Genomic DNA, 15,223 nt, shown 5'->3' on the forward strand with positions numbered 1-15,223 from the left:
TGGGAAATCGGGGAATGTGTGGCCGGGGCAGCTTGTTCAGCCGGCGGCCCGGGCCATCTGCCGCGCGACGTCGTTGCGCCAGCGGGCCAAGTGTTCGTCGGCGTAACGCCGCACACAGCGCAGTACGGAGCTCTCGTGCTGCACCAGGAAGAAGTGGTGTCCGTCGAACATGTCGAGGGAAAAACCGCTGGCGGTGTCCTGCTGCCAGTCCAGCAATTGATCAGCGCGCACCGTGTCCTGCTTGCCGCCGAATACGTGGATGGGCAGGCTCAGCGGCTCGCGCTCGCCGTACTCGAAACTGCCACACAGCAGGAAGTCGGCCCGCAGGATCGGCAGCATCAACTGCATCAGTTCGGCATTGGCCAGCACCTCTTCGCCGGTGCCCTTGAGTTGACGCAAGCGGGCGATCAGTTGCTCGTCGTTTTTCTCGATAGCGTATTCGCTGACATCGCGACGGGCCGGGCCGGCGGTACCCGACGCAAACAGCGCCAACGGCTGCGGTACACCGCGCTCACGCAGGGCATGGGCCAGCTCGAACGCCAGCAGACCGCCGAGGCTGTGGCCAAACAAGGCGTAGGGGCCGTCCAGCTCGGCGCGGATCTCATCAGCCAGTTGCCCGGCCAGTTTTTTGATATCGCGCTGCAACGGTTCGTCCATACGCATGCCGCGCCCCGGCAACTCCAGCGGACGCACCTGCAACCACTCAGGCAACGCCCGCCGCCAACGGCTGTAGACCATGGCGCTGGCGCCGGAATACGGCAGGCAAAACAGGCGTAATCGAGCCGGCGTGTTCATTTCAGACCACTCCCGCTCACACGATAAAAACCCATTTTGTCCTCCTCCAGGCGCTGATCCTTGGCCGGTTTGTTAACTGGCCTGTCACCCATGAGAACGGATGGCCCCTGGAAATAATTAGTCAGCGAGACGCCGTTCACACCTCTCGATAAAGCATAAGATTAGTTCGTCTTCTCATTTGACAATCATTATCATTAAGCATAATTTGTTGCCCGATGTGTAGGAGGCCTCAGCAAGGACGCCCTCCCCCAACCTCTTTTGCAGCAAGGTGATTTCCATGACGGAACAAGTATCCACAGGCAGGTGCGACTCACCCCTACTCCAGGCCTTCGTCGACAATCGACTGATCCTGGTCAAGATCGCAGCACGCATTACCGGCTGCCGCTCACGCGCTGAAGACGTGGTGCAAGACGCCTACTTCCGGTTGCAATCGGCCCCCACCATCACGTCATCGTTCAAGGCGCAGCTCAGTTACCTGTTTCAGATCGTGCGTAACCTGGCCATCGATCACTACCGCAAGCAGGCGCTGGAGCTGAAATACTCCGGCCCGGAAGAGGAAGGCTTGAATGTGGTTATTCACGGGGCTTCACCTGAGACGTCGCACATCAACTTTTCGACGCTGGAGAACATTGCTGATGCGTTGACCGATTTGCCTCAGCGCACGCGTTATGCGTTTGAGATGTATCGGCTGCATGGGGTGCCGCAGAAGGATATTGCCAAGGAGCTTGGGGTTTCGCCGACGCTGGTGAACTTTATGATTCGGGATGCGTTGGTGCATTGCCGGAAGGTTTCCGGGACTCATAGCGACACGTTTGCGCGGCGGGTTTGATTGGGTCTGCTGCTGGGTACATATCCGTTATTTGTGTGATGGCGGGTATTGGTTCCGCTCTTACAGCGGCTCACTTTTGAAAAGCGCAAAAGTAAGCAAAACGCTCTTGCCCCACCACTCGGCTCCTCGCCTAGGCTCGGAGTGCCCTCACTCCGGCTTTGGACCGTGGGCCGCCGTCATGGGCCATCCTTGGCCCAGGACGGCTAACCCGGCGTCCTGCCGGGTTACCCACGCTCCAAAGCCTGCGTTCGGCCAGCGTGGTTTAACGGGGCGCCTAAGATCAAGATCAAGATCAAAAGCAAGAGCACAGCGGCCTACCGGCCGGCTTGAGTGTTGAAGAGCAAAAACAAAAGCCAAATCAAAAGCGGGCACGGTCAAATGTGGGAGCTGGCTTGCCTGCGATGGCATCACCTCGGTGTGTCTGAAAAACCGAGTTGTCTGCGTCGCAGGCAAGCCAGCTCCCACAGAAAAGCAGAGTTGCATCAGCTTCAGATTTGGCTTTCGCTCTGGATCTTGCCTTTGCTTTTAACACTCAAGCCGGCCGGTAGGCCGCTGTGCTCTTGCTTTTGATTTTGATCTGACTGCCCCAATAAGCCCGAGGCCGAACGCAGGTATTGCGGAGCGGGTAAACCGGCAGGACGCCGGTTTAGCCGCGCTGGGCCATGGATGGCCCATCGCGGCGGCCCGCGGAGCAATGCCGGAGTGAGGGAACACCGAGCCTAGGCGAGGTGCCGACAGGCGGGGCAGAGCCCTTTGCTTACTTTGGGGCTTTTCCAAAGTGAGCCGCTGTAAGAGCGGAACCATAAGTGGCCGTTACCTAAATAACGGATATGTACCCGGTCAAACCAACCCACACCGCTCAAAAAACCGCTCCCGCCCCAGGATCATCAACGCCGCCCGCTTATGCGGAAAATCAAACTCCTTCTCACAGTGGAAACACTGATTCTGCATATGCCCAATCATCCGCCCGTTATCCGCCCGAGGCTCCGCCACCACACGCTGCGTACGCGGATCATCAAGAAACAGGTAATGCACCAACGCCGACAACCAACTCGCCACCTTATGCGGCCCCCGGTGATGCTCCTCACCCACCAACATATGAATCCCGCGATCGTAATCCGCCACGTCATAGAACGGCGCAATCCGATCCTCCTTGGCCCAATACGCCTCGAAATACGCAAACGGCTCATCATCAAAACAGCCAATCAACGTCAACGCATGGGGATCCGCTTCCAGCTTGTCCAGATACTCCCGATGCTGCTCCAGGCTGCCACTTTCCTGCCAGAAATTCGCCACCCGCGTACTGTTCTGCCAACGATTGAATCGCGCCAGATCAACATCAATCTCAACCGTGCGCAGTGAAATCCAGGCACCCAACCGCGCATCAAAGCGCCGATAAACCTCACCCCGAGGCTTCGGCGCACGCGCGGGATGACGCTTACCGCCACTGATGATCATCTGCTGCGGATAAGTCCCGGTCACCGACTGCCCCAACCACGGCTGCGGCAATTGCCAGAACAACGTGCGCTCACAATAAAACTGCCCGGCAACTTCGGTCGCCACCAGCAACCCACTGCGCAACGCATCCTCAGGCGCATGCTCAAGTCGCCAAACCAGCCGCTGACGCCCAGGCTCTTTGACAAACAACCAGTAACAGGCCGCCCACAACGCCCGGGCAGCCGGCACAAGGCCGGGCTCCTGCAAATGCACCAACAGCTCATCACCCCGTTCAAGGCGCAAGCGAATCAGCGGCTGCCCCTCAAGGGTCAGGCTCAGACGGCTGTCAGTTTCATCAGCATTCAGGGCAGGCCCCGCCGGCAACGGCAGGACAGACAGGTCATTCAGATGGGGCATGGGATGGGCTCACGAATCGTCGACAGTTCAACAAGTGACGTGAGCCAAGGGCAAAAATTTAGACGATCACGGCACCGGCATCACATCGATGCGGTAAGGCTCGAAGATCTTCAGCAACTGGCCATTGTCCCGCAACTGCTTGAGCAGCCCGGCGAACGTCGCTCCCGTGATCGGCGCCTTGGGCCGCAGCAAAGCATAGTGGTGGTACACCTGGTCAATTCGCTCGGACACCAGGAACTGCCCCGCCGTGTCGGCATTGCGCGCCAAAAAATCACTGAGATAGGAGCGCGTCACCAGGGCGATGTCGGCCCGGCCACGGGCGACCATCAGCAGGTTGCTGTCGTGGGAATAGGTCAAGGTGGCGTTGAAGTGCTCCACCAGGTACTTGGGGTCGGGGTTGAAGTTGGCGAATGCGTAGTGATAGCCGCTGAACACCGCCAGCCGCTTGCCGGTCAGGTCGGTGAAATACCCTTGGTCGCGGCCAGGCTCACGCTGGGCGACGAAGATTTCGGCGTCTTCCAGGCCCATGTCCACTGCCGTATGGGGAATATCCTGCCAACCCCAGTTCGGATTTTCGAAGATCGCCATATCCACCCGGCCTTGCTGGAAGTCGCGAAACCGCCGGGGGATCGAGGTGGGCACCAGCACGAACTGGTAATCGGTTTGCAGGGCATTCAAGGCTTCCACCAGTTGCGGCAGCAACCCGGTGTCGGCGCCCTGCTCCGGGCGCACCGTATACGGCGGAAAATGCGCAGCACCGACCCTCACCAATTGGGCGGCCGAAGCCGGCATCAGCCACAGTGCGCCAAGTGCCAATATTGAGAGTCCTGCAGCCAATCGCCAGGGCGAAAACATCAAGGCACACACCGTCGAAAACTTTGATCCCGCTAAGCTAGGCGTTTTTGTCTAGCGAGACAACTTTCTGCCACACAATTAATAGCTTGCGCGAACGAACTAGTCAGCTTTCAAAACCATCAGCAAAGCTTCATCGGCCAGTTGCTCCAGGGTCATGCTGCCCTGGGCGCGAAACCAGGTGGTGGTCCAGGATAATGCGCCGGTCAGGAAGCGCCGGGTGATAAATACATCGCCCTTGATATAACCGGCCTCCTTGGCCTCACCCAGCACCTGCAACCAGATATCTTCGTAAATATCCCGCAAGGCCAGCACTTGGGCCTGGCCCTCGGCCGACAGTGAACGCCACTCATACACCAGCACCGCCATGGCCTCGCCGCTGCCACCCATGATCGACTGCAATTCACAGCGAATCAGCGCCAACACCCGCTCCCGCACGTTGGTCGCCTCGGCCAGGGAAGCGCGCATCAGGGCGGTGTTGTAGTGGATGGTTTCCTCCATCACCGCCCGCAGGATTTCGTCCTTGCTCTTGAAGTGATGAAAGATGCTGCCGGACTGAATCCCGACCGCGCCGGCCAGGTCACGCACGGTGGTGCGCTCAAAGCCCTTGTTGCGAAACAGGTGGGCCGCGGTTTGCAGCAGTTTGCCACGGGCACTGTCGGGGTCGGTCAATTGGCCGGCGTCGACCATGGTGCGCATCACCCGCAGGGCTTTTTGCTCATCCATGCTGCTCTCCTTAACTTCTGGTTACGTCTTGGGCGGCAATTTAGGCCGTGGCAGCCAACCAAGCAAGCGCTTGGGGCAAAGTTGTGACCAGAGTTTACAAACCAAGCGCTTGCTTGGTAGTGTGGGTGCCAGCAAACCAGAGGAAGGAGGCCCCATGAACAAGACGGTACGCATCGGCTGCGCCAGCGCCTTCTGGGGCGACACCTGCACCGCCGCTGCGCAGTTGGTAGAAGGCGGCGCGCTGGATTACCTGGTGTTCGACTATCTGGCGGAAGTCACCCTGTCGATCCTCGCCGGGGCGCGAATGAAAGATCCCAAGGCCGGCTATGCCACGGATTTCGTCGAGGTGCTGACGCCACTGCTGGCGGATATCCAGCGCCAGGGCATCCGTGTGATCAGCAATGCCGGCGGGATCAACCCCCAGGCCTGCGCCGCCGCGTTGCAGGCGGCCTGCGACCAGGCGCAAATCCCGTTGAAGATCGCCGTGCTGCTGGGGGATGACCTGCAACCGCAGTTCAAGCAACTGCACGGCATCACCGACATGTTCAGCGGCGCACCTTTGCCGGCGATGTGCGTGTCCACCAACGCTTACCTCGGCGCGCCGGGCATCGTGCGGGCGTTGAAGCTGGGCGCCGACATCGTCATCACTGGCCGTGTGGTGGACAGCGCGGTGGTCAGCGCGGCGCTGGTGCATGAATTCAACTGGTCCTGGCAGGATTACGACCGCCTGGCCCAGGCGGCATTGGCCGGGCATATCATCGAATGTGGGGCCCAGTGCACCGGCGGCAACTTCACCGATTGGCGCGAGGTGCCGGACTACGAACACATCGGATTCCCGATTGTGGAGGTCAGCGCCGATGGCCAGTTCACCGTCAGCAAGGTCGACGGCACTGGCGGGCTGATCAGCGAACTGAGCGTCGCCGAGCAATTGCTGTATGAAATCGGCGACCCGCGCGCCTACCTGCTGCCCGACGTGATCTGCGACTTCAGCCACGTAAAGCTCCAGCAACAAGGCAAAAACCGCGTGCACCTGCACGGCGCCAAAGGCCTGCCACCCACCGACCAGTACAAGGTCAGCGCCACTTACCCGGACGGTTTTCGCTGCACCGCCAGTTGCCTGATTGCCGGGATCGACGCGGTGGCCAAGGCCGAGCGGGTCAGCCAGGCGATCATCAACAAGACCTCAGAGCTGTTCAGCCAGCGCGGCTGGGCGCCCTACACCGACGTCAACATCGAACTGCTGGGCAGCGAAGCCACCTACGGCCCTCACGCCCAACGTCAGGACTGCCGCGAAGTGGTGGTGAAACTGGCAGTGCGTCACCCAAGCAAACAGGCGCTGGTGCTGTTCGCCCGGGAAATTGCCCAGGCGGCCACCGGCATGGCGCCGGGGCTCACCGGGATCGTCGGCGGGCGGCCCACGGTGTACCCGCTGATTCGGCTGTTTTCGTTCCTGATCGATAAAAACGCCTGTCAGTTGCAGGTCGATTTTCTTGGCGAGCGGCATGCCTGCGAACTGCCCGTCGCCGAACCGCTGAACACGTCCATCGCCTTGATCGACCCGCCCAAACCCCAAGGCCGTGCCGACGCCAACGTGCCGCTGGTCAAGCTGGCCGTGGCCCGCTCCGGCGACAAGGGCAACCACAGCAACATCGGGGTGATCGCCCGCGAGCCCGAATACCTGCCGTGGATCGCCGAAGCGTTGACCCCCGAAGTGATCGTCGACTGGATGAGCCACGTGCTCGACCCGATCCACGGCCGTGTCGAACGCTGGTACTTGCCCGGCAGCCACAGCCTGAACTTCCTGCTGGAAAACGCCCTGGGCGGCGGCGGGATTGCCAGCCTGCGCATCGACCCCCAAGGCAAAGCCTTCGCCCAACAACTGCTGGAAATCCCGATTGCCGTGCCACAACACATTGCCGATCAATTCACTTAAAGGACCCACGCCGTGGCCTTCGACTCGATCTTCAAAGCCGACTTGTTCCAGGGGCAAACCATCATCGTCACCGGCGGCGGCAGTGGCATTGGCCGCTGTACCGCACACGAGCTGGCAGCCCTCGGCGCCCATGTGATTCTGGTGGGGCGCAAGCTAGAAAAACTGCAAACGGTCGCGGCGGAGATCAGTGAAGACGGCGGCCGCGCCAGTTGGCAGGCCTGCGATATTCGTGATGAAGAAGCGGTGAAGGCGCTGGTCAGCCAGATCCTCCAGGAGCACGGCCCGATTCATGGTCTGGTGAACAATGCCGGCGGCCAGTACCCCTCGCCGCTCGCGTCGATCAACCAGAAGGGTTTCGAAACCGTGCTGCGCACCAACCTGGTGGGCGGATTCCTGATGGCTCGGGAAGTGTTCAACCAGTGCATGAGCAAACACGGCGGGTCCATCGTCAACATGCTCGCCGACATGTGGGGCGGCATGCCGGGCATGGGCCACTCCGGCGCGGCGCGTTCGGGCATGGACAACTTCACCAAGACCGCCGCATTCGAATGGGGTTACGCCGGGGTGCGGGTCAACGCCGTGGCGCCCGGCTGGATTGCATCGAGTGGCATGGATACTTACGAAGGCGCGTTCAAGGCGGTGATCCCGACCTTGCGCGAGCATGTACCGCTAAAACGCATCGGCACCGAATCGGAAGTCAGCGCGGCGATTGTGTTTTTGCTCAGCCCCGCCGCCGCGTTCGTCAGCGGCAGCACCTTGCGCATCGACGGCGCCGCCAGCCTCGGCAGCCGCGCCTGGCCGCTGCACAAGGCGCAACCGCCGAGCGTGTCCTTTAATGGTTTCCACCGGGCTTATTTGCCGGATGTGCTCAAGGAGGAGAAATAAGCCATGCCGGTGATCGACTCGCAACTCGACGCCCACAGCCCGCAATTCGCGCAGAACCGCGAAGCACTGCTCACAGGCGTCAATCAACTGCGCCAGCTGGAGCAAAACCTGCTGAGCAAGGCCGCCGAAGCCAAGGCCAAGTTCGACAAGCGCGGGCAGCTGCTGCCACGGGAACGCCTGAATTTGCTGCTGGACCCTGGCGCGCCGTTCCTCGAACTGGCGAGCCTGGCCGGCTACAAACTCCACGACGACAAGGACGGCAGCGCCGCCGGTGGCGGGTTGATCGCCGGCATCGGCTACGTCAGCGGCGTGCGCATGCTGGTGGTGGCCAACAACAGCGCAATCAAAGGTGGAACCATTTCCCCCTCGGGCCTGAAAAAATCCCTGCGCCTGCAACAGATCGCCATGGAAAACAAATTGCCAGTGGTGACGCTGGCGGAAAGCGGCGGCGCCAACCTCAACTACGCCGCCGAGATTTTCGTCGAAGGCGCACGCAGCTTCGCCAACCAGGCGCGGATGTCGGCCATGGGGTTGCCGCAGATCACCGTGGTGCATGGCTCGGCCACGGCGGGCGGCGCCTATCAGCCGGGGCTGTCGGATTACGTGGTGGTGGTGCGTGGCAAGGCCAAGCTGTTTTTGGCCGGCCCGCCGCTGCTCAAGGCGGCTACCGGCGAAGTCGCCACCGATGAAGAACTGGGCGGCGCCGAGATGCACGCGCAAACCGCCGGCACCGCCGAATACCTGGCGGAAAACGACGCTGACGGTGTGCGCATCGTGCGTGAGATCGTCAGCCTGTTACCGTGGGATGACCACTTGCCGCCTGTGCCAAAGCGCGCTTATAGCGAGCCGCTGTACCCGATTGAAGAGCTGTTGGGGCTGATCCCCGACGATCCGAAAAAGCCCTACGACGTGCGCGAAATCCTCGCGCGGCTGGCGGATGGTTCCAACTTCCTGGAGTTCAAGGGGGAGTTCGACCCGCACACCGTCTGCGGCCACTTGCACATCCAGGGTCGCGCCTGCGGTTTTATCGGCAACAACGGGCCGATCACCCCGAAGGGCGCGAGCAAGGCCGCGCAATTTATCCAACTGTGCGACCAGAGCCAGACGCCGCTGCTGTTCTTCCACAACACCACCGGTTTCATGGTGGGCACCGAGTCGGAACAGCAAGGCGTGATCAAGCATGGTGCGAAGATGATCCAGGCGGTGGCCAATGCCCGCGTGCCGAAATTGACCATCATCGTCGGCGGCTCCTATGGCGCCGGCAACTACGCAATGTGCGGCCGTGGCCTCGACCCGCGTTTCATCTTCGCCTGGCCCAACAGCCGCACCGCCGTGATGGGTGGCGCCCAGGCGGGCAAAGTGCTGCGGATCGTCACCGAAGCCAAGCAACTGAAAGACGGCCTGGTGCCCGACCCCAAGGTGCTCGACATGCTCGAACAGGTCACCGCACAGAAACTCGACAGCCAGTCCACCGCCCTCTACGGCAGCGCGAACCTGTGGGACGACGGGCTGATTGATCCACGTGATACACGAACCCTGCTCGGGTTTCTGCTGGACATCTGCCACGAGGCCGAAGTGCGGCAACTACAGCCCAACAGCTTTGGTGCAGCGCGGTTTTGATGATCGTTCCCACACCCCGCGTGGGAATGCAGCCCGGGACGCTCCGCGTCCCCATAGGGAGAACAATAAAAATGATCTTCACCCAGGAACACGAAGAACTGCGCCGCACCGTCCGTGGCTTTGTCGAGCGCGAGATCAACCCGCATGTAGATGAATGGGAAAAGGCCGGACGCTTCCCGATCCACGAGATCTTCCGCAAGGCCGGCGACCTCGGTTTGCTGGGCATCTCCAAACCGGAAAAATTCGGCGGCATGGGCCTCGACTACAGCTACTCCATCGTCGCCGCCGAAGAATTCGGCAGCATCCGCTGCGGCGGCATCCCGATGTCCATCGGCGTGCAAACCGACATGTGCACCCCGGCCCTGGCCCGCTTCGGCTCCGATGAGTTACGTGAAGAATTCCTGCGCCCGGCCATCAGCGGCGAACAAGTGGGCTGCATTGGCGTTTCGGAAACCGGCGCCGGCTCCGACGTAGCCGGGCTGAAAACCCATGCTCGCAAGGACGGCACCGACTATGTGATCAACGGCAGCAAGATGTGGATCACCAATTCACCGAGCGCCGACTTTATCTGCCTGCTGGCCAACACCTCCGACGACAAGCCGCACATCAACAAGTCGCTGATCATGGTGCCGATGAACACCCCTGGCATCAGCGTCAGCCCGCCCCTGGAAAAGCTCGGCATGCACAGTTCGGAAACCGCCCAGGTGTTTTTCGACGACGTGCGCATCCCCCAGCGCAACCGCATCGGCCATGAAGGCGCGGGGTTCATGATGCAGATGCTGCAGTTCCAGGAAGAACGTCTGTTCGGCGCGGCCAATATGGTCAAGGGCCTGGAGTACTGCATCGACAGCACCATCGACTACTGCAAGGAGCGCAAGACCTTCGGCAAAGCGTTGATCGACAACCAGGTGATCCACTTCCGCCTGGCCGAGCTGTCCACCGAAATCGAATGCCTGCGGGCGCTGGTGTACCAGGCCACCGAGCAGTACATCAAGGGCCAGGACGTGACGCGCCTGGCCTCCATGGCCAAGCTCAAGGCCGGGCGCCTGGGGCGGGAAGTGAGTGACAGTTGCCTGCAATATTGGGGCGGCATGGGGTTCATGTGGGACAACCCGGTGGCCCGGGCTTACCGGGATGTGCGGCTGGTGTCGATTGGCGGTGGGGCGGACGAGATCATGCTGGGGATTATCTGCAAATTGATGGGCACCTTGCCGGGGAAAAAGTCGTGAATACGTTGTTGCTGGAGCCGCATAACGGGGTATTGCATGTGACGCTCAATCGGCCTGACAGCCGCAATGCCATGAGCCTTGAGATGGTGACCGAGTTGCGTTCGGTACTCGCCGATGTGGCCGGGGATAAAGCCTTGCGGGCGGTGGTTATCAGTGGCGCCGGTGGGCATTTTTCGGCCGGCGGGGATGTGAAGGACATGGCGCGCGCTGGGACCACGGGTGGGTTGCAGGCGTTGAACCGGGCGTTTGGCACACTGTTGCAGGAGGTTGAGGCGCTGCCGCAGGTGGTGATTGTGGTGCTCCAGGGTGCCGTGTTGGGGGGTGGGTTTGGGTTGGTGTGTGTCAGTGATGTGGCGATTGCGGATCATCAGGCGCAGTTTGGGTTGCCGGAGGCCAGCCTTGGGTTGTTGCCGGCGCAGATTGCGCCGTTTGTGGTGAAACGTATCGGGTTGACTCAGGCGCGGCGGTTGGCTTTGACGGCGGCGCGGTTTGATGGCGTTGAGGCGCTGCGGTTGGGGTTGGTGCATTTTGTGGAGCACGATTCCCAGGCGTTGGCGGAGCGCGTGGATGAGGTGTTGGGGCAGGTTTTGCGCTGTGCTCCGGGGGCTAATGCGCGGACCAAGGCGTTGGTCTTGGCCAGTGGTGAGCAGGCTTTGGGGCCGTTACTGGACCAGGCGGCTGAATGGTTTGCCGAGGCGGTTAGCGGGGAGGAAGGGGTTGAGGGGACTCAGGCTTTTGTGCAGAAGCGGAAGCCTCGGTGGGCGCGATGAATTGGGGGCATATCCGTTTCTGCGGTGATGGCCGCTATTGGTTCCGCTCTTACAGCGGCTCACTTTTGAAAAGCGCAAAAGTAAGCAAAACGCTCTTGCCCCACCACTCGGCACCTCGCCTAGGCTCGGTGTGCCCTCACTCCGGCTTTGGACCGTGGGCCGCCGCGATGGGCCATCCTTGGCCCAGCGCGGCTAACCCGGCGTCCTGCCGGGTTACCCACGCTCCAAAGCCTGCGTTCGGCCAGCGTGGTTTAACGGGGCGCCTAAGATCAAGATCAAAAGCAGATCAAGAGCGAGAGCACAGCGGCCTACCGGCCGGCTTGAGTGTTGAAGAGCAAAATCAAAAGCTAAAGCGGGCACGGTCAAATGTGGGAGCTGGCTTGCCTGCGATGGCATCGCCTCGGTGTATCTGAAAAACCGAGTTGTCTGCATCGCAGGCAAGCCAGCTCCCACAGAAAAGCAGAGCTGCATCAGCTTCAGATTTGGCTTTCGCTCTGGATCTTGCCTCTGCTTTTAACACTCAAGCCGGCCGGGAGGCCGCTGTGCTCTTGCTTTTGATCTTGATCTGACTGCCCCAATAAGCCCGAGGCCGAACGCAGGCAGTGCGGAGCGGGTAAACCGGCAGGACGCCGGTTTAGCCGCGCCGGGCCATGGATGGCCCGTCGCGGCGGCCCGCGGAGCAGTGCCGGAGTGAGGGAACGCCGAGCCACAGCGAGGCGCCGACAGGCGGGGCAGAGCGTTTTGGTTACTTTTGCGCTTTTCAAAAGTGACCCGCTGTAAGAGCGGAACCATAAGCGGCCGTTACCGAAGAAACGGATATGTACCCGACAAGCCAAGGACCACCACCATGCCGATGTTCAACAAAATCCTCATAGCCAACCGTGGCGAAATCGCCTGCCGCATCCAGCGCACCGCCCAATCCCTGGGCTACCGCACGGTAGCGATCTACAGCGAAGCCGACACCGAAGCCCTGCACGTCCAGATGGCCGACGAAGCCATCAACATCGGCCCCGCCCCGGTCACCCAGTCCTACCTGAACATCGAAGCCATCCTCAACGCCGCCCACCGCACCGGCGCCGACGCCATCCACCCCGGCTACGGCTTCCTCTCCGAAAACCCCGACTTCGCCCGCGCCTGCGCAAACGCCGGCCTGACCTTCATCGGCCCCAGCCCCGAAGCCATCGAATTGATGGGCAGCAAACGCCTCTCAAAAGTCGCCATGCTCAACGCCGGCGTCCCCTGCATCAAAGGCTACCAAGGCCCCGACCAGGACGACCCAACCCTGCAACAACAAGCCGCCCACATCGGCTATCCCCTGATGATCAAGGCCAGCGCCGGCGGCGGCGGTCGCGGCATGCGCCTGGTGCACAGCCCCGACACCCTGCTGGAACACCTGCGCACCGCCCGCTCCGAAGCGCAAAACGCCTTCGGCAGCGCCGAACTGATCCTCGAACAAGCCCTGATCGACCCCCGTCACGTCGAAATCCAGCTGTTCGGCGACACCCACGGCAACCTGATCTACCTCGGCGAGCGCGACTGCTCGATCCAGCGCCGCCATCAAAAGGTCATCGAAGAAGCCCCCTGCCCCGTCATGACCGGCGAGCTACGCCAAGCCATGGGCGAAGCCGCCCTCAAGGCCGCCCGCGCCGTCAATTACGTCGGTGCCGGCACTGTCGAATTCCTCCTCGACCGCAACGGCAACTTCTACTTCCTGGAAATGAACACCCGCCTCCAGGTCGAACACCCGGTCACCGAACTGATCACCGGCCTCGACCTCGTCGCCTGGCAACTGCACATCGCCGCTGGTGAGCCCATGCCCCTGCGCCAAGACCAAGTGACCCTCAACGGCCACGCCATGGAAGTGCGCCTGTACGCCGAAGACCCGGCCCAGGGCTTCCTGCCGCAAACCGGCGACGTGCTGCGCTGGGAGCCGGCGGCCGGTGTGCGCATCGATCATGGCGTGCTGGAAGGCCAACGCATCAGCCCGTTCTACGACCCGATGCTGGGCAAGATCATCGCCCACGGCGCCACCCGCGAAGAGGCTCGGCGCAAATTGGTAAGGGCCGTGGAAGACTGCGTACTGCTCGGCGTATCCACCAACCAGCGCCTGCTGGCCAGCCTGCTCAAGCATCCCCGGTTTGTCGCCGCTGACTTCAGCACCGGCTTTATCGCCGAGCATTTCAACGACATCGCCCGAACCCACGCGACCAACGAAGAATTGGCATTGGCCGCCGCGCTGTTTTACCAGCACAGCGCCAACGCTCACGCCAAGCCATTATCCGGCTGGCGCAACAACGCCAGCGTGCCGTGGCGTTATCAACTGGCCGAACAGGATGAGCCCCGGGCAATCAGCCTCACTGTGCTGGCGGACAATTGCCTGCAGGTCGACATTGATCAGCACGCCGTCGAAATACGCGACCTCACCACCGACGGACGCTGGGCCACCGCCGTGGTCAACGGCATTCGCCGTCGCATCGCCTACCACCAGCAAGGCACCCGGCTCTGGCTGCCTGGTGTGTGCATCGATAACCGCACACAAGCCGTTGCCGCCCGCCAGGCCGAGGCCGGCGACGGCACGGTCAAGGCGCCGATGGATGGGGCAATTGTCGAGGTACGGGTCAGCGAAGGCGATTCAGTTACCCAGGGCCAGCTATTGCTGGTGCTGGAAGCGATGAAAATGGAGCACCCCCTCAAGGCCGGCATGGGTGGTGTGGTCAAGCGAATCCAGGCGGTTGCGGGAGATCAGGTCAGGATCCGTCAGATTTTGCTGGAGATCGAGTAAGCCCTGGGCGGAACTAGCAGGCTTAGCTACGCTCTATCCCCATCAGGACGGGAAGAGTACGGGAACCTGCGATGCCTCATTGGCTGATTATTGATCTTGAAGCCACAACGGATGAAGGCGGCTGGCCCGTGACCGAGATGGAAATCATCGAAATCGGCGTGAGCCTGGTCAACCGCCAGGGCCGTGAGCTGGATCATTTCCAGCGTTTCGTGCGGCCGTTGCGCAGGCCGTTGCTGACGCCGTTCTGCCGCCAGTTGACCCACATCACCCAAGCGAACATCGATGCTGCCGCGCCGTTGAATGAGGTGTGGCCGTTGTTCGAACGCTGGCTCGGTCAACACCAGGCACGCCTGGAAGGCTGGGCGAGCTGGGGCGACTACGACCGCCAGCAACTGGAGCTGGAGTGGCAGCGCCATGGCTTGAGCAGCGTGCTGGGCCAGACGCCCCACGTGAACCTCAAGCAGCGCTTCGCCAAGGCCCGGCGCCTGGACAAGCCCCTGGGGCTCAACGGCGCGCTGCAACTGGCGGGCATGCAGTTCCATGGCCAACAGCATCGGGCGCTGGAAGATGCGCGCAACACCGCACGGCTGCTGCCGTTGATTTTGCCCGTGTAGAAGGCATACTGGCCGACCTTTCTTGACCCTTTTTCCGAGGATTCGCCCATGTTTAAAGTCAACGAGTACTTCGACGGCACCGTCAAGTCGATCGCTTTCGGCACTGCAGAAGGTCCGGCGACCATCGGCGTCATGGCCCCGGGTGAATACGAATTCGGCACCGCCCAGCGTGAAATCATGCACGTGGTGTCGGGCGCGCTGACCGTCAAGCTGCCAGACAGCACCGACTGGGAAACCTTCGCCGCCGGCAGCCAGTTCAACGTGCCAGCCAACAGCAAGTTCCAGCTGAAGGTAGCGGTCGACACGGCTTACCTGTGCGAATACCGCGGCTGAT

Annotated in this window: 13 protein-coding genes; 9 read left to right on the forward strand and 4 right to left on the reverse strand. The window is 61.6% G+C overall.

What is annotated here, in order from left to right; genetic code table 11:
• Positions 1 to 36 precede the first annotated feature (36 nt).
• Positions 37 to 795 (reverse strand): thioesterase II family protein, encoded by a 759-nt coding sequence (locus JFU58_RS00240; RefSeq protein ID WP_201139661.1) that lies wholly within the window; start codon positions 793 to 795, stop codon positions 37 to 39.
• A 277-nt stretch (positions 796 to 1,072) separates the two neighbouring features.
• On the opposite strand from JFU58_RS00240, the gene JFU58_RS00245 reads away from it, so the two are divergent.
• A complete protein-coding gene (locus tag JFU58_RS00245; RefSeq protein ID WP_017479481.1) occupies positions 1,073 to 1,624 on the forward strand; it encodes an RNA polymerase factor sigma-70 in 552 nt (183 codons plus the stop codon).
• Between the two features lie 840 nt (positions 1,625 to 2,464).
• On the opposite strand, the gene JFU58_RS00250 is transcribed toward JFU58_RS00245, so the two are convergent.
• From JFU58_RS00250 to JFU58_RS00260, 3 genes are all read right to left on the reverse strand, one after another.
• Positions 2,465 to 3,478 (reverse strand): GNAT family N-acetyltransferase, encoded by a 1,014-nt coding sequence (locus tag JFU58_RS00250; RefSeq protein ID WP_063028354.1) that lies wholly within the window; start codon positions 3,476 to 3,478, stop codon positions 2,465 to 2,467.
• Between the two features lie 66 nt (positions 3,479 to 3,544).
• Positions 3,545 to 4,333 (reverse strand): substrate-binding periplasmic protein, encoded by a 789-nt coding sequence (locus JFU58_RS00255; protein WP_081253104.1) that lies wholly within the window; start codon positions 4,331 to 4,333, stop codon positions 3,545 to 3,547.
• Positions 4,334 to 4,432: 99 nt separating this feature from the next.
• Positions 4,433 to 5,056 carry a TetR/AcrR family transcriptional regulator gene (locus tag JFU58_RS00260; protein ID WP_017479484.1) on the reverse strand — a complete coding sequence of 208 codons (624 nt, stop codon included), beginning with the start codon at positions 5,054 to 5,056 and terminating at the stop codon, positions 4,433 to 4,435.
• A gap of 154 nt (positions 5,057 to 5,210) precedes the next feature.
• Here JFU58_RS00260 and JFU58_RS00265 point away from each other — a divergent pair, with 154 nt between their 5' ends.
• The 8 genes from JFU58_RS00265 to ppnP all read left to right on the forward strand — a co-directional run bounded on the left by JFU58_RS00265 (position 5,211) and on the right by ppnP (position 15,222).
• Positions 5,211 to 6,989, forward strand: a complete 1,779-nt coding sequence (locus JFU58_RS00265; RefSeq protein WP_201139662.1) for an acyclic terpene utilization AtuA family protein — start codon at positions 5,211 to 5,213, stop codon at positions 6,987 to 6,989.
• A gap of 12 nt (positions 6,990 to 7,001) precedes the next feature.
• Positions 7,002 to 7,874 carry an SDR family oxidoreductase gene (locus tag JFU58_RS00270; RefSeq protein WP_201139663.1) on the forward strand — a complete coding sequence of 291 codons (873 nt, stop codon included), beginning with the start codon at positions 7,002 to 7,004 and terminating at the stop codon, positions 7,872 to 7,874.
• 3 nt (positions 7,875 to 7,877) lie between these two features.
• A complete protein-coding gene (atuC, locus tag JFU58_RS00275) occupies positions 7,878 to 9,494 on the forward strand; it encodes a geranyl-CoA carboxylase subunit beta (RefSeq protein WP_201139664.1) in 1,617 nt (538 codons plus the stop codon).
• Between the two features lie 71 nt (positions 9,495 to 9,565).
• Positions 9,566 to 10,723 (forward strand): citronellyl-CoA dehydrogenase, encoded by a 1,158-nt coding sequence (atuD, locus tag JFU58_RS00280; protein WP_201139665.1) that lies wholly within the window; start codon positions 9,566 to 9,568, stop codon positions 10,721 to 10,723.
• On the forward strand, positions 10,720 to 11,493 hold the full coding sequence (locus JFU58_RS00285) for an enoyl-CoA hydratase-related protein (protein ID WP_201139666.1): 774 nt from the start codon (positions 10,720 to 10,722) through the stop codon (positions 11,491 to 11,493). Before atuD ends, JFU58_RS00285 begins: the two co-directional genes overlap by 4 nt.
• 847 nt (positions 11,494 to 12,340) lie before the next feature.
• Positions 12,341 to 14,275 (forward strand): acetyl/propionyl/methylcrotonyl-CoA carboxylase subunit alpha, encoded by a 1,935-nt coding sequence (locus JFU58_RS00290; protein ID WP_201139667.1) that lies wholly within the window; start codon positions 12,341 to 12,343, stop codon positions 14,273 to 14,275.
• Between the two features lie 71 nt (positions 14,276 to 14,346).
• The gene (locus JFU58_RS00295; RefSeq protein ID WP_017479491.1) at positions 14,347 to 14,889 is read left to right on the forward strand and encodes an exonuclease domain-containing protein; all 543 of its coding nucleotides are present in this window, start codon (positions 14,347 to 14,349) and stop codon (positions 14,887 to 14,889) included.
• 48 nt (positions 14,890 to 14,937) lie between these two features.
• A complete protein-coding gene (ppnP, locus tag JFU58_RS00300) occupies positions 14,938 to 15,222 on the forward strand; it encodes a pyrimidine/purine nucleoside phosphorylase (protein ID WP_003183665.1) in 285 nt (94 codons plus the stop codon).
• The last annotated feature ends 1 nt before the right edge of the window (position 15,223 follow it).

Source organism: Pseudomonas sp. TH34 (assembly GCF_016650865.1).
Lineage (GTDB): Bacteria > Pseudomonadota > Gammaproteobacteria > Pseudomonadales > Pseudomonadaceae > Aquipseudomonas > Aquipseudomonas yamanorum.